The 17924-nt window shown below is 69.3% G+C and carries 18 protein-coding genes; 12 read left to right on the top strand and 6 right to left on the bottom strand.

Annotation, left to right across the window (positions count from 1 at the left end; all coding sequences use genetic code 11):
• The first annotated feature begins 21 nt into the window (after window positions 1-21).
• From ACU18_RS01125 to ACU18_RS01105, 6 genes are all read left to right on the top strand, one after another.
• Window positions 22-969, top strand: a complete 948-nt coding sequence (locus ACU18_RS01125) for an ABC transporter permease (protein WP_050683692.1) — start codon at window positions 22-24, stop codon at window positions 967-969.
• An 8-nt stretch (window positions 970-977) separates the two neighbouring features.
• Window positions 978-1994 carry an ABC transporter permease gene (locus ACU18_RS01120; RefSeq protein ID WP_050683691.1) on the top strand — a complete coding sequence of 339 codons (1017 nt, stop codon included), beginning with the start codon at window positions 978-980 and terminating at the stop codon, window positions 1992-1994.
• Window positions 1991-3652, top strand: a complete 1662-nt coding sequence (locus ACU18_RS01115) for a dipeptide ABC transporter ATP-binding protein (RefSeq protein WP_050683690.1) — start codon at window positions 1991-1993, stop codon at window positions 3650-3652. Before ACU18_RS01120 ends, ACU18_RS01115 begins: the two co-directional genes overlap by 4 nt.
• Window positions 3653-3751: 99 nt before the next feature.
• A complete protein-coding gene (locus tag ACU18_RS01110; RefSeq protein ID WP_050683689.1) occupies window positions 3752-4609 on the top strand; it encodes a Cof-type HAD-IIB family hydrolase in 858 nt (285 codons plus the stop codon).
• A 12-nt stretch (window positions 4610-4621) separates the two neighbouring features.
• Window positions 4622-4762, top strand: a complete 141-nt coding sequence (locus tag ACU18_RS19490) for a hypothetical protein (RefSeq protein WP_157407503.1) — start codon at window positions 4622-4624, stop codon at window positions 4760-4762.
• Window positions 4759-5343, top strand: coding sequence for a histidine phosphatase family protein (locus tag ACU18_RS01105; RefSeq protein WP_050683688.1), 585 nt, complete (start codon window positions 4759-4761; stop codon window positions 5341-5343). Before ACU18_RS19490 ends, ACU18_RS01105 begins: the two co-directional genes overlap by 4 nt.
• Before the next feature lie 50 nt (window positions 5344-5393).
• On the opposite strand, the gene ACU18_RS01100 is transcribed toward ACU18_RS01105, so the two are convergent.
• Window positions 5394-5993, bottom strand: coding sequence for a MarR family transcriptional regulator (locus ACU18_RS01100; RefSeq protein ID WP_050683687.1), 600 nt, complete (start codon window positions 5991-5993; stop codon window positions 5394-5396).
• Window positions 5994-6114: 121 nt separating this feature from the next.
• Here ACU18_RS01100 and ACU18_RS01095 point away from each other — a divergent pair, with 121 nt between their 5' ends.
• Window positions 6115-8511, top strand: a complete 2397-nt coding sequence (locus tag ACU18_RS01095) for a phosphoketolase family protein (protein ID WP_050683761.1) — start codon at window positions 6115-6117, stop codon at window positions 8509-8511.
• Between the two features lie 40 nt (window positions 8512-8551).
• Here the strand turns inward: ACU18_RS01095 and ACU18_RS01090 are convergent, their stop codons facing one another.
• Entirely contained in the window at window positions 8552-9295 is a 744-nt protein-coding gene (locus ACU18_RS01090; protein ID WP_050683686.1) for a siderophore-interacting protein, read from the bottom strand.
• A gap of 147 nt (window positions 9296-9442) precedes the next feature.
• Between ACU18_RS01090 and ACU18_RS01085 the strand changes: the two genes are divergently transcribed.
• Complete coding sequence (locus tag ACU18_RS01085) at window positions 9443-10033, top strand: GNAT family N-acetyltransferase (protein WP_050683685.1); 591 nt, start codon at window positions 9443-9445, stop codon at window positions 10031-10033.
• 33 nt (window positions 10034-10066) lie between these two features.
• Here ACU18_RS01085 and ACU18_RS01080 read toward each other — a convergent pair whose 3' ends face one another.
• From ACU18_RS01080 to ACU18_RS01070, 3 genes are all read right to left on the bottom strand, one after another.
• Window positions 10067-10819, bottom strand: coding sequence for a DUF429 domain-containing protein (locus ACU18_RS01080; protein ID WP_050683684.1), 753 nt, complete (start codon window positions 10817-10819; stop codon window positions 10067-10069).
• 7 nt (window positions 10820-10826) lie between these two features.
• The gene (locus tag ACU18_RS01075) at window positions 10827-12152 is read right to left on the bottom strand and encodes a carboxylesterase family protein (protein WP_050683683.1); all 1326 of its coding nucleotides are present in this window, start codon (window positions 12150-12152) and stop codon (window positions 10827-10829) included.
• Window positions 12153-12248: 96 nt separating this feature from the next.
• A complete protein-coding gene (locus ACU18_RS01070) occupies window positions 12249-12740 on the bottom strand; it encodes an inorganic diphosphatase (protein ID WP_050683682.1) in 492 nt (163 codons plus the stop codon).
• A gap of 158 nt (window positions 12741-12898) precedes the next feature.
• On the opposite strand from ACU18_RS01070, the gene ACU18_RS01065 reads away from it, so the two are divergent.
• Window positions 12899-14425, top strand: coding sequence for a D-alanyl-D-alanine carboxypeptidase/D-alanyl-D-alanine-endopeptidase (locus ACU18_RS01065; protein ID WP_082178107.1), 1527 nt, complete (start codon window positions 12899-12901; stop codon window positions 14423-14425).
• 17 nt (window positions 14426-14442) lie between these two features.
• Here ACU18_RS01065 and ACU18_RS19485 read toward each other — a convergent pair whose 3' ends face one another.
• Window positions 14443-14649, bottom strand: coding sequence for a hypothetical protein (locus ACU18_RS19485; protein ID WP_050683679.1), 207 nt, complete (start codon window positions 14647-14649; stop codon window positions 14443-14445).
• A 187-nt stretch (window positions 14650-14836) separates the two neighbouring features.
• On the opposite strand from ACU18_RS19485, the gene ACU18_RS01055 reads away from it, so the two are divergent.
• From ACU18_RS01055 to hpt, 3 genes are all read left to right on the top strand, one after another.
• Window positions 14837-15967, top strand: a complete 1131-nt coding sequence (locus tag ACU18_RS01055; protein WP_050683674.1) for a zinc-dependent metalloprotease — start codon at window positions 14837-14839, stop codon at window positions 15965-15967.
• 135 nt (window positions 15968-16102) lie between these two features.
• The gene (gene tilS / locus ACU18_RS01050; protein WP_231685980.1) at window positions 16103-17146 is read left to right on the top strand and encodes a tRNA lysidine(34) synthetase TilS; all 1044 of its coding nucleotides are present in this window, start codon (window positions 16103-16105) and stop codon (window positions 17144-17146) included.
• Window positions 17147-17177: 31 nt separating this feature from the next.
• Window positions 17178-17729, top strand: coding sequence for a hypoxanthine phosphoribosyltransferase (gene hpt / locus ACU18_RS01045; RefSeq protein ID WP_050683673.1), 552 nt, complete (start codon window positions 17178-17180; stop codon window positions 17727-17729).
• Window positions 17730-17924 lie beyond the last annotated feature (195 nt).

The following is a 17924-nucleotide window of genomic DNA, read 5'->3' as shown; positions in this document are numbered from 1 at the left end:
CGCCCGATCCCAAGGACCACCATGATCCGCTTCATCGGACGACGCCTGCTGCAGGGAGCCTTCGTGCTCTGGGCGGCCTACACCGTGTCCTTCTTTATCCTCTACCTCCTGCCCGGCGACGCGGTCAGCATTATGGCCAGCGGCGACGAGCAAAACGCGGTTGACCCCGCGCTGGTTGCCCGGCTCCGAAGCGAATACGGGCTGGACCGGCCACTTCCCGAGCAGTACCTCATTGCGCTGGTCAAGGCGCTGCAGCTCGATTTCGGCATTTCCATCAAGAACGGCGTCTCCGCCACGGCGGCCGTGGCGGAGGTCCTGCCCGAAACAATCAAGCTCGCCGCGGCCGGTTTTGCGCTCGCCGTCATCCTGGGCAGCGCCCTGGCCATCGGGGCCGCGTTCAGCAGGAACCGCTGGCTCCGGCAGGCCTTTGCCGCCCTGCCTCCGCTGGGCATCGCCGTGCCCACGTTCTGGATTGGGCTGCTGCTCCTGCAGTTTTTTTCCTTCCGGTTCCGGCTGTTCCCGGCCATCGGAAACGACGGCGTGGCGAGCCTGGTGCTGCCCGCCCTGACGTTGGCGATTCCCACCGCCGCCGTGATCGCCCAGCTGCTGTCCCGTAGCCTGCACCGGACGCTGGGCGAGCCCTACATCGAACAGATCCGGGCCAAGGGCGCCAGCGACGCCCTGATCCACTTCGGTCACGCCCTCCGGAACGCCGCCATCCCCACCCTGACCATGCTGGGGATCCTGGTGGGCAACCTGCTGGCGGGCGCCGTGGTCAGTGAAACCGTCTTCTCCCGCGCCGGCATCGGCCGGCTCACCGTCACCGCTGTCAACAGCAGGGACATCCCGGTGGTGCAAACCCTTGTGGTCCTCGCCGCCGCCATCTTTGTACTCACCAGCCTGCTGGTGGACCTGATCTACCCACTGGTTGACCCGCGCATCAACACCGCCCGCCGGGTATCGGTTTAGGAGGCACCATGCCGCAGCAACTCGTCCGGCCCAGTCCGGCACAGACCCGTCCCGGGGACCATGCAGTTGAGGGTACCGGTCCAGTCCCAACGGCTTCCGGTCCCGCCCCGGACGTCTCCCCGGCTTCGCCGGGAACGCCCGGAACCGGCCGCCGCGCACCCGGCCGGGCTGCCGGCGTCGGGCGCGCAGCGCTCCCGCGCCTGGCCGCCGCCAGCCGCAGGCTGGGCCGTGCCCCCGGCCTGGTGCTGGCCGGCCTGGTCCTTGGTGTGGTGGTTTTGTGGGCCGTGGTGCCCGGGGCTTTCTCGTCCTGGCCGCCGGACACCGGGGTTCCGGCCGACCGGCTGCAACCGCCATCAGCCGCCCACTGGTTCGGCACCGACAGCCTGGGCCGCGACCTTTACTCGCGGGTGGTGCACGGAGCCGCCACTTCGCTCGCGGCGACGGCCGTCGCCGTTGGGGTGGGCCTGGTGGCAGGCTCCCTCCTGGGGCTGCTGGCCGGCTCGCTGCGCGGCTGGGTGGATGACGCGATCATGCGGGTCATGGACGTCCTGCTCGCCATCCCCAGCCTGCTGCTCTCCCTGGCGCTCATCACCGTGCTCGGGTTCGGCACGGTGAACATTGCCATCGCCGTGGGGGTGGCAAGTGTTGCGAACTTCGCCCGGATCATGCGGGCGGAGGCCCTGCGGGTGGGGACCGCCGTATACGTCGAAGCGGCGCGCTCCGCCGGCGTCCGCTGGCACACCATCCTGCTCCGGCACGTGCTGCCCAACGCCGCCGGCCCGGTCCTGGCACTCTCGGCCCTCGAATTCGGCATGGCGGTGCTGTCCATCTCCTCGCTGAGCTTCCTGGGCTTCGGCGCCCCGCCCCCGTCGGCCGAATGGGGATCCCTCGTGGCCGGCGGGCGGGACTACCTTGTGGCCGCCTGGTGGCTGGTGACGCTGCCGGGCGTGGTGATTGCCGCCGTCGTGCTGGCCACCAACCGCTTATCGCACGCATTCGCCAACCCCGAAAGGAACCGGACATGACCGGCACCCAGCCGTTGCTTAAAGTCGAGGACCTGCGCGTCAGCTACCGCGTCAACGGGGAAACCACCGAAGCGGTCCATGGTGTCAGCTTCGAGGTCCACGCCGGCGAGGTTGTGGCGATTGTGGGCGAATCCGGCTCCGGCAAAACCACCACCGCGCACGCCATCATCAACCTGCTGCCCGCCAACGCCAGCACTGACGCCGGCTCCGTGGTGTTTGCCGGCGCCGACCTGGCAAAGCTCACCCGGAAGGAATGGCAGGGGGTACGGGGCAAGGAGATCGGCCTGATCCCGCAGGATCCCACAGCTGCCCTGGACCCCTTGCAGCGCGTAGGAGTCCAGGTGGCCGAGGCGCTCACCATCCATGGGCTGGAGCCGCGGAAGGTGGCCCGGCAAAGTGCCGTGCGGCTGCTGGCCGAAAGCGGCATCCCGGACCCGGAAGCGCGGGCCCGGCAGTTTCCGCACCAGTTTTCCGGCGGGATGCGCCAGCGGGTGCTGATTGCCACGGCGCTCGCCGCCTCGCCGCGGCTGGTGATTGCGGACGAACCAACCAGCGCCCTGGACGTGACGGTGCAGCGGCAGATCCTGGACAACATCTCGGCCCTCACCGCTGAACGCGGAACCGCCGTCCTGCTGATCACCCATGACCTTGGGGTGGCCGCGGACCGGGCCGACCGGATCATCGTGATGCGCAGCGGCGACATCGTTGAACACGGCCCGGTGGCCAACGTCCTGGGCAACCCGCAGCACGCCTACACCCGCCAGTTGATTGCGGCTGCGCCCGGGCTGAACCCGCGACGGCTGCGGCCGGCGGTGCCCGGCGCCTTGTCCGATCCCGCCGGCCTGCCCCGTGCTGCTGCCGCTGCTGCGGAGCCGCTGGTGGTGGCCACGGACCTGCTTAAGCTCTTCCACCTGCCCCGCACCGCCAAGGGACCCAAAACCCTGACGGCCGTGAACAACGTTTCGCTCCAGATTGGCCGGCGCGAGACGCTGGCGCTGGTGGGGGAGAGTGGGTCGGGAAAAAGCACCGTGGCACGGCTGCTCCTCCGGCTGGACCGGCCAACCTCCGGCTCGGTGCACTTTGACGGGGTGGACCTCGCCGCTGCCAGGGGCGAACAGCTGCGCCAGCTGCGGCGGCGTTTCCAGGTGGTTTTCCAGAGCCCCTACGCTTCCCTGGACCCGCGTTTCAGCGTCGCGGACAGCGTGGGTGAACCGCTCCGGGCGTTCGGGGAAGGCACCACGGCGGACCGGCGGGCACGTGTTGCCTCGCTGCTGGAGGCAGTGCACCTACCGGCGACCTATGGTGCCCGGCAGCCTGTCGAACTGTCCGGCGGACAGCGGCAGCGGGTGGCCATTGCCCGGGCGCTGGCGCTCCGGCCCGACCTGGTGGTGCTGGACGAAGCGGTGTCGGCACTCGACGTGTCGGTACAGGCCCAGATCCTGGCGCTCCTCGCCGAACTGCAGGCCAAGGACGGCCTGAGCTACCTCTTTATCTCGCACGACCTCGCCGTGGTCCAACAGATTTCGGACCGCGTGGCCGTGATGCGGGGCGGGGAACTGCTGGAGGAGGGACCCGCCGGGGTGGTGCTGGAGCGTCCCGCACATGAGTACACCCGGGAGCTGATCGCCGCCGTCCCGGGCCGGGGCCACCAGGGTTAATACCCACACCGGGGACAACCTGTGAATATTAACCGGACGTTCAACAAAGCTGTGGCGCGCGTCCTAGCGGCCATGCCGGGCGTCTGCTTCACTTGTTCAATGACAACGCTGACTGAATCCTCAGTCGCCGGCAACGATGACCGGCGAGAGAACCCCAACAACAACGACACCCGGCTGATGGTGGCCCTGGACGTGGACGGCACCCTGGTCAACCACGACGGGCACATGTCCCCGGCCGTCCGCAACGCAGCCCAGGCCGTGGTGGCCGCAGGCCACGAAGTAATGATTGCCACCGGCCGGTCCCTGAACGCCACGCTGCCCATCATCGAGCTGATCGGCATCGAACACGGCTACGCCGTATGCTGCAACGGCGGCGTGACCCTCCGGCTGCACCCGGAACTGGACAAGGGCTACGAGATCATCCACAAAGCCACGTTCAACCCCGCTCCCGCACTCCGCGCCCTCCGCGAGCGGCTTCCGGCAGCCAAGTACGCGCTGGAGGACGAGGACGGCAACTTCCTCTCCACCGAGCGGTTCCAGGACGCCAGTTTTGGTGTTGAGGCCGTGGGCGTCGACTTCCAGACCATGCTTGCTGCCACGGCCGTCCGCGTGGTGGTGTTCAGCACGGACAACACCCCCGAGGAGTTCAACGAGGCCATCCGCCACATCGGCCTCGCCGGCGTCACCTACTCCGTGGGCTGGACTGCCTGGCTGGACATCGCCGCCGCCGGCGTCACCAAGGCCAGCGCGCTGGAAAACCTGCGCACCCGGCTGGACATCGGGCCGGAGCAGACGGTCGCCATCGGTGATGGCCGGAACGACATCGAGATGCTCACGTGGGCCGGCCGCGGCGTGGCCATGGGGCAGGCGCCGGAGGAAGTTCTCGCCGCTGCGGACGAGGTCACCCTTTCCGTTCACGACGACGGCGCCGCCCGTGTGCTCCACAGCCTCCTTTAGCGCCACACCGGGATGACAGTGGTCCAGACGGCGGCGCTGGCCGCCTGCGCCCTGCTTGCCGGACTCGCTGTCTTCCAGATTGCCCTCATCGCCGGCGCGCCCGTGGGCCGGTTCCCGTCCGGGCCGCCCCGCAAGGCAGAATGGAAGCCATGAGCCTCACCACTTTCGCCCTGGTCCGCCACGGCCAGACCGACTGGAACGCCGAACGCAGGCTGCAGGGTGCCACCGACATCCCGCTCAACGACGTGGGCCGCGGACAGGCGCGCGACGCCGCAGCCGTCCTGGCACCCTACGAATGGGACGCCGTGGTGTCCTCGCCGCTGAGCCGCGCGGCGGAAACCGCCGACCTGATTGCCGCGGGGCTGGGGCTGACCGTGTCGCGGCGCGTCCCCGAACTGACCGAGCGCAGCTTCGGCCCCGCGGAGGGCATGCAGGCGGGTCCTGAACTTGAGGCGCTCCGCATTCCCGGCGGGTTCCGGGGAGCCGAGAGCGAAGACGAAGCGGCCACCCGCGGCCTGGCAGCCCTCGAAGCGCTGGCCGACGAATTCCGCGGCCAGCGCGTCCTGGTGGTCACGCACGGCACCCTGCTCCGCGTCAGCCTGGGGCGGGCCACCGGCCGGACCCTCGCCAGCGTGGACAACGCCGCACTCAACCTGGCCCACCACCACGCCGTCCACGGCTGGGAACTGGAATTTTTCAACGGCGAACCGGTTCTGGCCACCGCAGGCAGCTAGCACCTGACAACGCCCAGCCGGCCCGCGAAACACAAAGCAGCCGGCGCCGGCTACCTGGCTTCGAGGATTAACGCCAACAGCCGGGCAGCGGCAGGCCTGGCGGCGTGCTCCTCGTTCCACTGCGCCCGCGCCACCGCCTTGCTGACGGCCTGCGTGGTGATGCCCAGCGCCTGGGCCACAGCTTTTTGCTGGCCACGGACCCCTGGTGTGAGCAGGTCCAGCACCCGCCACTCGGCCCCTGACCGGTCCCGGACTATCAGGCCCAGCAGGCGCAGTACGGCTTCGGCGTCGTGCGCAATGTCCGCCACCGGGCCCTCCACCGCAACAGGCACCCGTTCCTTGCCGTTCCGGAGCCGGTCCACGGCCCGCCGGGCATAAACCAGGCCATGCCCGGAGGCGTCCTTGATCTGGTTGGGCAGCGGCTCGTTCACCGGCCCCACCCCGATCCCCACGAACCAGGAGCCGCAACGCAGGGCCACCAGGGCTGCTTCCACTGCCTGGTGCGGGCAGTCCACAATGCCTTGGACTTCATCCTCCACGGACCTGTCGAAATCCAGGCGCGCGGGGATATGCCGCAGGTCCTTCAACAGCTGAGGGACGCGGTCGCCGTCGCGCCGGCTATCCGTTTGGTTGATGGTCAACGTGAACATTGAACCAAAGACTACCCGTTGGCAGTGCCGGGCAGGCAAGCAGGGTTGCACCAGGTTTCCCCATCTGGTGCGATGGGTGCTAATGCCGTCCCAGGGCGGCGCCACCGACGGAAGGACCATCATGGCCGGCAGCATGGGACCGAACGAACTGGACCTCCTGGACAGATGGTGGCGGGCGGCGAATTACCTGTCCGTGGGCCAGATCTACCTGCGAAGCAACCCCCTTCTGCGCGAACCGCTCCAACCGGCGCACACCAAAGCCAGGCTGCTGGGACACTGGGGCACCACCCCCGGGCTGAACTTTGTTTATGCCCACCTGAACCGCGTCATCCGGCGTGACGCCGCCGAGATGCTCTTTGTTGCCGGTCCGGGACATGGCGGTCCCGCCGTCGTCGCCAACTCCTGGCTGGAAGGGACCTACTCGGAGATCTACTCCCACGTGGGGAACGATGCTGACGGTATGGCCGAACTGTTCCGGCAGTTCTCCTACCCCGGCGGCATCCCCAGCCACGCGGCGCCGGAAACTCCCGGTTCCATTAATGAAGGCGGCGAGCTGGGGTACTCGCTGGCCCATGCTTACGGGACCGTGTTCGACAACCCCCAGCTGGTGACGGCCGTGGTGATCGGGGACGGCGAGGCGGAGACCGGACCACTCGCCGCGAGCTGGCACTCGCACAACTTCCTGGACCCCGTCGCGGACGGTGCCGTGCTGCCCATCCTGCACCTGAACGGCTACAAGATCGCCAACCCCACCATCCTGGCCCGGATGCCCGAACAGCAGCTTGACCAGCTGCTCCGCGGCTACGGCCACGAACCGTATTTCGTCACGGTGGCGGATCCGGACGCCACGGAACAGGCCCACCAGGACTTCGCGCAGGCACTGGACGCCTGCATGGCGGACATCCGCGCCATCCAGGACCGGCGCCGGAACCCCGCCGGCCCCGCCGGAGCGGACGGTGCCGGGCAGGACCCGGCACCCCGCTGGCCCATGATTGTGCTGCGCTCACCGAAGGGCTGGACCGGTCCGCGGGTTGTGGACGGACTGCAGGTGGAAGGGACCTGGCGCAGCCACCAGGTGCCACTCTCGGAGGTGCGGACCAACGCCGGGCACCTGAAGATGCTGGAGCAGTGGCTGCAGTCGTACCGGCCGGAGGAACTGTTCGACGCCGACGGGAGGCTGCGTGCCGACGTCGCCGAGGCTGCCCCCGCAGGGGATTTCCGGATGAGCGCCACACCGCATGCCAACGGCGGCTTGCTCCGCCGGGACCTTTTGCTGCCCGCCTACCGGGACCACGCCGTCGAGGTGGCCCGGCCCGGAACTGAACGCGTCAGCCCCATGATCACGCTTGGTTCGTGGATGCGGGACGTGATCGCACTGAACATGGAAAACTTCCGGCTTTTCGGCCCGGATGAGACGGCCTCGAACCGCCTCCAGGACGTCTATGAGGTCACCGACAAGGTCTGGCAGTACCGGATTGAGGACGTCGACCAGAACCTGGCGCGTTCCGGCAGGGTCCTGGAGGTGCTCAGCGAGCACCTCTGCCAGGGCTGGCTGGAAGGCTACCTGCTGACCGGGCGGCACGGCGTGTTCAGCTGCTACGAGGCGTTCATCCACATTGTCGACTCCATGTTCAACCAGCATGCCAAGTGGTTGAAGGTGCACCGGACGCTGCCGTGGCGCCAGCCCATTGCCTCCCTGAACTACCTGCTCTCCTCCCATGTGTGGCAGCAGGACCATAACGGTTTTTCCCACCAGGACCCGGGCTTCATCGACCATGCGGTGAACAAGAAGGCGGAGGTGATCCGTGCCTACCTGCCGCCGGATGCCAACACGCTGCTCTCCGTGATGGAGCACTGCCTGGCTTCCACGGATTATGTGAACATCGTGGTCAGCGGCAAACAGCCGTCACCCACCTGGCTTGGCCCGGCCGACGCCGCCAACCATTGCCGCCGCGGCCTGGGAATCTGGACGTTCGCCGGCTCGGAAGTCCCCGGAGAGGAGCCCGACGTCGTGATGGCCTGCGCCGGCGATGTGCCCACGGTGGAAACCGTCGCGGCGGCGGAACTGCTCAGGCTGGGAGCCCCTGGACTCAAGGTGCGGGTGGTGAACGTGGTGGACCTGATGCGGCTCCAGGACGAATCCGAGCACCCGCACGGGTTGCCCGCCAAGGACTTCGATGGCATCTTCACCACGGACAAGCCCATCATTTTCGCCTATCACGGCTACCCTGCGCTGATTCACCGGCTGGCTTACCGCCGGACGAACCAGGAGGGCCTGCACGTGCGGGGCTACAAGGAAGAGGGGACCACCACCACGCCGTTCGACATGGCCATGCTCAACGGGATCGACAGGTTCCAGCTTGCCATCGACGCGATCGACCGCGTGCCGGGACTGGCGGCGCGGCACTCGATCCTGCGCCAGGACCTGTTGGACCGCAAAAACAAGGCCTTCGAGCACACCCGCACGTACGGTGAGGATCCGGAGGAAATTACCGGCTGGACCCTCGGCGGGGCGTAGGCAGGAGGGCGCCCGACGGCGGGGCCGCGCCGCCGGCGGGTCAGGAAGCTTCGCCGGACCGCCAGTAGCCCAACGCGTTGATCCGGCGTTTGTCCACGCCCAGGGTTTTCCGCAGGTGCCTGGTGATGGCGCGGGTGCTGGCGGCCTCGGCGGCGAGCCAGTAATAGCCGGTATCCATGCCCGCGCCGGTCGCTTCGGCGCGGGCGGTCAACGCAGCGCAGACCTCGCCAACCAGCCGGTCGCCGCCGTCCTGGCGCGGCACCCAGGACACCGTATCCCTGGCCCTGGCATGTACCGGCAGGGAACGGTCCGGGTCGTGGCTGTATTCGAGCCAGATGGTGGCAGGTATGTCGCCGAGGACCGTTAGCAGTGAGTTGATGGCCGGGATTGAGGCGGGATCGCCCACCAGCACCGCGGCCGTGGGCGCCGGGTCCGGGAGGTCGAATTTGCTGCCCTGGACGGTGGCCTCGATGGTTTCCCCGGCCTGGACGGCCCGCGCCCAGTCGGCGGCCCGGCCCTCGTGGAGGGCGAAGTCCAGGCTGAAGGTCCCGGCCGCGGCATCCGGGTTGACCAGGGTGAAGGCGCGCTGGTGCGGTTTGCCGTTGTCGTCGAACCACAGCCGGATCCACATGGTGGGATGGACGCCGCAGTCAGCCAGCAGCGAACCGCCGTCCACGTGGATCCGCATAAACTGCGGGCCGATCTGCTCGCGGCCCGTCACGGCCAAGGAAAAATCCTTGGCCCCGAAGACTTTGAGGACGGCGCCCTCCCAGCTGCGCTTCATGGTTCTCCTTCTGCCCGGACGCTGTGCACGCAAAACGGGAATCGATGCTTTAATGAGGACAGCCTAACCTAACCCGCGCTTTCCGCTGGTCCCGTTGCAGCGGCGTTACGGCAAAATTCAGCCCGCAGGACTATTCCGAGGAGAGCCATGTCCACCAGCCCAATCGCGGCACCCGAAGCCGCCCGGCGGACCCCTGCTTACCAGGAGGAGTTCGAAACCTGGGGGCTGTTCCGGTTGCTGCCCATCGACCCCGTGGCGGACGCCGCTGTTCTCCACGGCTGGGTCACGGCGGAGCGCGCCAGGTTCTGGGGCATGTCCGGCTATACGGTGGCGGAAGTCCGGGAAGTCTACGAATTCCTGGCCGGGCTGGACACCCACCACGCCTACCTGATCGACCTGGCCGGCGAACCATTCGGCATTTTCCAGACCTACCAGGCCATCCACGATCCGGTGGGCCAGGCCTACCCTGCACTGCCCGGTGACACGGGTACGCATCTGCTGCTGGGCCCGGCGTCGAGGTTCATCCCGCATTTCACCCCGGTGCTGGCGGCGGCGCTGACCCGGTTCGTCTTCGCGGACCCGGGCACGGAGCGCATCATCGCCGAGCCCGACGCCCGCAACGGCAAGGCCATCCGGCGGCTCCTTGCCTCATCCTTCGAGCTCGGCCCCGTTGTTCAGTTGGCGGACAAGGAAGCCCAGCTGGCTTTCCTGACGCCGGCCATGCTCGCGGGTAACTGACAGCCCCGCTTGCTGGAGCCAGGCCGGCACGCGTCAGTCCGGCAGCCCGTCGAGCCCGCACGAGGGCAGATGGATCCAGCCTTCGGTCCCCGCCGCCGCAGCGTGCGCAGCGTCGGGGCGCAGGGTCAGGTTGCAGGCCACGGCGCGTGCCGTCAGGGCGGCCACGACGGCGTCAAACAGGTCATCAGACCCTGCCAGCCGGGCCTCGTTCCCGGCCAGGTCCAGCCAGGGCGCCTGCGCACGCAGCTCCGCGAGGAGTGCGGCCAGCCGTTCTGTTTCGGTGCTGCCGCGGCCCTTGTAGCCGCGCCCGTTCAGGCCCCAGATCCGCAGCGAAGCGGCCGGGTACACCTCGGCGAGCCTGCCTGAGCCGTCTTTGGGCTGGGGTCCGTGCAGGCCGGCGATTTTGGCCTGCAGCACAGCGCACCGCATGGCGGGGTGCGCCAGCCGGTCAGCCGAGACGCTCAGCGGGATCAGGCGCGTCTGTGCGGTGACGAACCGGTCGGTGTCGCGGTAGGCCAGGAGCCGGCGCCCGGCGATGCCGTCGTGCTGCAGGACCGGTCCTGCGTCGGACGCCAGGTGCCCGGTCAGGAAGGGGAGCAACGCGTCCGGCCAGCCCACCGGGCAGTCGATGCCGGTGACGTCGGTGGCGCCGAAGAGGTCAACGATCTCCTGGTCGTCAACCCCGAGTGCCAGGTGAGCCAGGGTAGCCCCGGCCGGGCCCCACTCGAGGACGGCCACCGCCGTTTTCCGGTCCGCCGCGGCGAGGTCAACACCCAGCGACTTCACCGCCCGCTCACGCTGCCCAATACCGCAGGACGCCCGGGATGCCGCCCGCCGCAGCCAGTTTCCCGTCGCGGGCGAAGCCTGCCCACAGCGCCCGGACCTTCCGGCCCACGGCGTCCACCTCGTCCCACGTGGCGCCCCGGATCAGGCCCACCCCGTCCCAGGTGCCCCGGTTGCCGAACAGCAGGGGCAGGTCGATGGTGTGGGCCGAGCCGTAGACGTTGTCCGGTGCGTGCCAGTCCAGGACATAGTGGTGCGCCGTGCCGCCGGCCGCAGCGTGGCGGCGTGCGAACCGCCTGGACGCCCGGCCGTAGACGGCCTCGGTGACCACCCGGTTGACGGCGCGGAGGGCGCCTTTGCCGGCCAGCGGAACCTGTTCCAGCCGGCCGAGGAACGGGCTGCGGGGCAGGAAGAGCCGCGCTTCCTGGGACGTGTGCCCGATCAGCACCTCGATTCCCGGCGCTGTCCGGTCCCAGGCTGCTTCGATGTCGGCTTCCGCCGGAAGGGGGTCATGGCCGTACTGGGTGCCGAACGGCATGGCTGCCAGCATGCCGAACCTGCGGGCCACCTGTGCCACGTTTTCCTCGACGGCCACCACGTCCATGGCCGGGGTGTCCGCTGTGACGGACCCGGCTGCGATCCCCATGGCGTGGTTCATTTTGGCCCGGCCGCGGGAGATGCCCAGCGGCGCGCTCTGGATGATGGCGCGCTGGAACAGCCGGGGCGCCTCGGGGACGGCCATCAGGTGCGCAATGGCGTCGCCGCCCGCGGACTGCCCAAAGGCCGTGACCCGGCCCGGGTCGCCGCCGAACGCCGCGATGTTCCGCTGCACCCAGCGGAAGGCCTCAAGCTGGTCCAGCAGGCCCAGGTTGCCCGGCCTGCCACTGTGGGTGGACAGGAAACCGAACAGCCCCAGCCGGTACGTCACCGACACCACCACCACCTTGTTCTCCGCTGCCAGCACTGCCGGATCAAAGATGGCCAGGTCGCCCGAGCCTGTGGTGTACGAGCCGCCGTGGATCCACACCATGACCGGCAGCTTTGCGTCCGGCGGGGTGCCGGCCGGGAGGGTGATGGACAGGTTCTGGCAGTCCTCGCTGCCGGGCAGCTCGCCGTATTTGGTGCCCAGCACGTCGTCCAGGAACGGCACCGGCGCCTGCGGGCAGGCCGGCGCCGGGGACGTGGCAACCAGTGGCGCTGTCCGGTCCGGCGCATGGGTGGGCGGCTGGAACCGGGCCGCCGTTGCGTAGGGGATGCCGGTGGCGCGGATGACATCGCCGTCGCGGCGGCCGATGACCGGTCCGGAGGGCGGGGCGAAAAGGGGTTCGGAGCTCACCCTCCACCTTAACCACAACACGGGGCCACTTCCGGTCCGATGCAGCGGGTGCATCGAACCGGAAGTGGCCCCGCGGTGATTGGCGGCTGCTGGACCTTAGTGGCCGGCTGCCGGCACGTAACGCTTGATGGAGGCTTCGAGCTCGGCTTCAGCGGCGGCGCGGTCGCCCCAGCCTTCGGCCTTGACCCACTTGCCGGGCTCCAGGTCCTTGTAACGGGTGAAGAAGTGCTCGATTTCCTTGATCAGGAAGTCGCTGACGTCACTGATTTCCTGGATGTGGTCGAACCGGGCATCCACGGGGACGCAGAGGACCTTGGCGTCGCCGCCGCCGTCGTCCGTCATGTTGAAGACGCCGATGGGCCGGGACTCGACGATGACGCCGGGGTGCAGGTCGAAGTCCTGCAGGAGCACCAGTGCGTCCAGCGGGTCGCCGTCCTCGCCCAGGGTGTTCTCGAAGAACCCGTAGTGGGTGGGGTACTGCATGGAGGTGAACAGGACGCGGTCCAGGCGGACGCGGCCTGTCTCGTGGTCAACTTCGTACTTGACGCGGGATCCCTTGGGGATCTCGATGGTGACGTCATGCTTCATGGAAATGCTCCTCGGCAATGGCAGGGGGTGCGCGGCACAGGGGAGACCGCCGCCAAAAATGGGGTGTCCGTGCCGCCGACTATTATTGAGGATATAGCGAGCGGCCCTGGAATCAGGAACTTGTGGGGATATTTCAGGACGTGAGGACCGGCACTGGCATGACCAAAACAGCAGGCGCGGAACCCCGGCGGCACCGTGCCCGGAGGGCTGCCGCCGCGGTGGTGGCGCGCGTCCGGAAGTCCTGGCCGGCGGCGCTCCTGGTCGCGGTCCTGTTGGCAGTGGCCATCCCCTCGGCGCTGCTGGTGGTGCCGGGCTTCCTTGCCCCGGACCAGCCCGCCCCGGCGCCGGCGGCACCCGCCTGGCAGCAGGTCCCGGCCACGTTGTCCGCCGTGCCGGCGTTGGCGCCGCTGTCGGCTGCCGCAGCCATCCCGCGGCCCGCAGCCGTCGCGGCGCAGCTGGATCCGCTCCTGGCGGCCGACGGCGGCGGAAACTTTACGGGGCAGGTCCAGGATGCGCTCACCGGCGAAGTCCTGTTCGACAGGGGCGGCGCGGACGCCAGGGTGCCGGCCTCCAACCTGAAACTTCTGACCGCCGTCGCTGCCCTTCGCACCCTTGGCCCCGATCACCGGTTCAGCACCAAGGTCCTTGCCGGTCCGGACAACCGCCAGGTGGTCCTGACCGGCGGGGGAGACGTGCTGCTGGGGGCCGGCGCCTCGGACCGCGACGGGGTGCGCGGCCATGCCGGCCTGGCGACGCTGGCCGCGCGGACGGCGGATTCCCTGCGCAGTGCCGGGGTGACCGGTGAGGTCACGGTGGGCTTTGATGATTCGCTGTTCAGCGGGCCGGCCTTGAATCCGGCCTGGGGCCTGGGGGACGTGGCCGCCGGCGAAGTGGCTCCGCTGGCTCCGCTGGCGCTGAACGCGGCCCGCTACGATCCCGCCGTGACCACCGGGCCGCGGCCCCAGGACCCGGCGGCGGCCGCGGCGGCCGAGTTTGCCGGCCAACTGCGGGCGGCAGTCGAACCGGCGGGATTGACGGTGGCGGCCGCCGTCGAACGCGCGCCTGCTCCGGCCGGAACCGGAACCGGAACCGGAACCGTGGGCGAGGCAGGGCAGGAAGTCCTGGCCGCGGCGGACTCGGCCACCGTGGCGGAGCAGGTAGGGGCAATGTTGCAGGATTCCGACAACTACCTGGCCGAGGCACTGGGCCGGTTGGCGGCACTTGCGTCGGGGCGGCCCGGCAGCAATGACGGGGCCACCGCCGTGGTCGGGGCGGAGGCCGTGGCGGCGGGCATCGCCCCGGCGCCACTGCAGCTGGCGGACGTGTCCGGGCTGGCCATGGGAAACCAGGTCCCGGCAGGCACGTTTGTCCGGGCGGTCACTGCCATCACCTCCGGCCCGGATGACCGGCTCCGGGCTGCCCTGGCCGGGTTCCCGGTGGCCGGCGTCTCCGGCACCCTCGACTCACGGTTCGGCGACGACGCCACAGCCCGCGGTGCCGGGCTGGTCCGGGCCAAGACAGGGACGCTGAACACTGTGATCGCGCTCAGCGGATATGTGGTGGACGCCGACGGCCGGTTGCTGGTGTTCTCCTTCATCGGCAACGGACTGACCCCCGGCGCGGCAGGGAACCGGGCAGCGCTGGACCGGGCCGCGACGGCCCTCGCGGCCTGCGGCTGCCGGTAGGCGGCAACAGGGTCGGGTCAGGACTCCCGGCGGACGGGTTCCGTGGCCACCAGCGGGGTGGCGGCGGCTGCGGCCGCCACGGAAGACGCCGTGCCGGTGTCGGCAGCCAGGGCCGCCGGAGCCGTGGTGCCCAGCAGGGCTGCGAGGACAACGGCGGCCAGCACGGACGTCCAGCCCTTCCGCGGGCCTGCGGTCAGGGGAGCGATGGGACGGTACGGGATCATGGGGTCCTCCTGGCGAGTGTGTGGGGTCCGTGCGGGGGAGCCGCCGGTGTGCTTGATGGGTCCAACATTGCCCGGCGTGCATAGGCCGGGGCTTTCGCCGGCCTATGCGCCCGCTGTGAGCCGCGGGCTGTTCGCCGGTCAGCGAACTTAAGGCCGATCAGCAGCATGCTGTGTTCTGATGGGACTTATGGAGACCACCGCGCGCGAGTCGGCACAACCGTTGTCCGCATCTGCCCAGTCCCTCATCAACTGGGACCTGGCCGCGTCCACCGCGGCCCGGCTCACCCCCGCCGGGCCAACACTGTCCCCGGCGGACATCGGCAAGGCCGTGGACAGCCTGCGGGAACTGGCTGATAAGTCCGTTCCGCACGTCCACGAGATCACCGGGCTGGAGGCAGCGCGGGACCTCCGGGACTCCTCCGTGCTGGTGGTGGACAGGGCTTCCTGGGCCAAGGCCAACACCCAAAGCTTTGCCGTGATGCTCCGGCCGGCCATGGAAAAGATGGTCGAGAGCCGGCGGGGCACCATCAGCCCGGCCGCCGCCGGGGTCAGCGGCGCCATCACCGGCAGCCAGTTGGGCGCCGTGCTGGCGTTCCTTTCCAGCAAGGTCCTGGGCCAGTACGATCCCTTTGCCGCGCTCGCCGAAGGTTCCAAGGCGCCCGCCGGCGGCAGGCTGCTGCTGGTGGCCCCCAACATCGTCTCCGTGGAGCGCGAACTCAACGTCACGCCGGAGGACTTCCGGCTGTGGGTGTGCCTGCATGAGCAGACCCACCGGGTGCAGTTCGCCGCTGCCCCCTGGCTGCGCCACCACATGCTGGCGCAGATCGATGACCTCAGCGGGCACCTGCTGGGCAACGTCGATTCCCTGATGGACCGGGCAGGGGCAGCAGCCCGCTCGCTCAAGGACCGCTCAGCCACCGGCGACACCCCGGGCCGCGGCGCCATCCTGGACCTGTTGCAGGACCCGGAGGAGAAGGCGGCCATCTCGCACCTGACCGCCGTGATGAGCCTGCTCGAGGGGCACGCCAACGTGGTTATGGACGCCGTGGACGCCAGCATCGTGCCGTCCGTGAAGACCATCCGGCAGCGGTTCAACGCCCGCGGCAAGGACCGCGGTGTGCTGGAGAAGTTCCTTCGCAACCTCCTGGGCCTGGACGCGAAGATGCGCCAGTACTCGGACGGTGCCCGTTTTGTCCGTGCCGTGGTGGCCGCCGCCGGCATGGAAGGCTTCAACCGGGTCTGGGAATCGGCGGACCACCTGCCCACCGAACCCGAGATCCACGACGCCAAGCTGTGGCTTGAGCGGATGGGCCTCTAATTGCCTGACGTTCCCGCCGGCAACGCCGGTGTCCCGGCCGGCAAGGCCGCTGTCCCCGGCGTCCAGGGCGGACGACGGCGGCCCGGCAGGTTGGCGCCGGTTGTGGGCACTGCGCGGAAACGGTTGCAGGAATCCATGGCCGGGGCCGGCTACCCTTCGCACGTGGTGGTGGCCTGCAGCGGCGGGCCCGATTCCCTGGCGCTGGCCGCCGTGGCCGGGTACTTCGCCCGGCGCGGCCACGTGGACGGCCACCCGGTCACCGTGGGCGCCGTGGTGGTGGACCACCAGTTGCAGGAAGGGTCCGCCGGGGTGGCCGCCCGGACGGCAGCAGCGCTCCGGGACCTGGGCCTGGAACCGGTGCAGGTCCGCACCGTCACGGTGGACCGCACCGGGATGGGCCCCGAAGCCGCAGCCCGGGACGCCCGGCACGCCGCGCTGGACGCCGCAGCCAGGGACCAGGGCGCCGGCGCTGTCCTGCTGGGCCACACCCTGGATGACCAGGCCGAACAGGTGCTGCTGGGCCTGGCCCGCGGGTCCGGCACCCGGTCGCTGGCAGGCATGCGGCCCGCCCGGGGCCTGCTGCTCCGGCCGTTCCTGACCCTGCGCCGCGCGGACACCGAGGAGATCTGCGACGTGGAGGAGCTCCAGCCGTGGCACGATCCCACCAACTCCGATCCCGCCTTTGCCCGGTCCCGTACCCGCGTTGATGTCCTGCCGCACCTCGAAGCCAACCTGGGCCCGGGGGTGGCCGAATCCCTGGCCCGCACCGCAGCAATCCTGCAACTGGACGCCGACTACCTCGAAGATGTGGCAAAAACCACCTTCGAGTCCCTGGTGGAGCGGGACGGAACGGACGTGGCCCTGCCGGAGGAGCCGCTGCGCGCCCTGGCCCCGGCCATCCGGTTCCGGGTGATCGCCCGGGCGGCGGCCGACGTCGGCGGCCAGCAACCCAGCTACCAGCGGCTTTTGGCGGCGGAAGAGCTGCTGCGCCGGAAGGGATCCGCCGGCCCCGTGGAACTGCCCGGCGCGGTGTCCGTGTACCGGCTGTCGCTGGCACAGCTGCAGGACGCCACCGGAGCAGGCGGCCCCGCAGGGCAGGCGCCGCAGGCCACCGGTCCCCGCGAACCCGCGCGCTGTGGGAAGCTAGTATTCCGGTCCAAAAAACCGCCCAAGAATTAGTCGCACCCCCGCATCTACACAGGAGCCATTGGTGGATTCAAACGACGTCCATGCAGATCTCAAGCACGTTCTCTACACCAAGGAGCAGATCCAGCAACGGATCACCGAGCTCGCTGCCCAGATCGACAAGGACTACGAGGGCCGCGAACTGCTCATTGTGGGGGTGCTGAAGGGTGCCGTTATGGTCATGGCAGACCTGGCCCGGGCCCTCCACAGCCACGTGTCCATGGACTGGATGGCTGTGTCCTCCTACGGCTCCGGCACCCAGTCCTCCGGGGTGGTCCGGATCCTCAAGGACCTGGACACGGACCTGATGGGCAAGGACGTGCTGATCGTTGAGGACATCATCGACTCCGGCCTCACCCTGTCCTGGCTCAAGACCAACCTGGAATCGCGCGGCACCGCCTCGGTGGAGATCTGCACCGCCTTCCGCAAGCCCACCGCCGCCAAGGTGGAAATCGACGTCAAGTACGTGGGCTACGACATTCCCAACGAGTTTGTGGTGGGCTACGGCCTGGACTACGCCGAGAAGTACCGCAACCTGGACTTCGTGGGCACCCTCGCCCCGCACGTTTACGAGTAAGGCGCAGGGGACTTAAAGCGCGCTGACGACGGCGGCCTCCGGGCCGCCGTCGTGCGTTAAGCCGCTACGCCCACAGGGAACTTTTGGTTTCCACCGAGCGTGATTTACTCCGGACGGTGTATAGCTAGAAGCTGACGCAGCACCATCACGCGCGAAACACACGCCGTGCAGCACTACCGGAAGGGACGGGGCCAG

It is taken from the genome of Arthrobacter sp. ZBG10, assembly GCF_001238605.1.
In the GTDB taxonomy this organism is placed as follows: Bacteria; Actinomycetota; Actinomycetes; order Actinomycetales; family Micrococcaceae; genus Arthrobacter.
The sequence above is the reverse complement of the archived record's forward strand: the minus strand, read 5'-3'. Positions and strand labels throughout refer to the sequence as shown.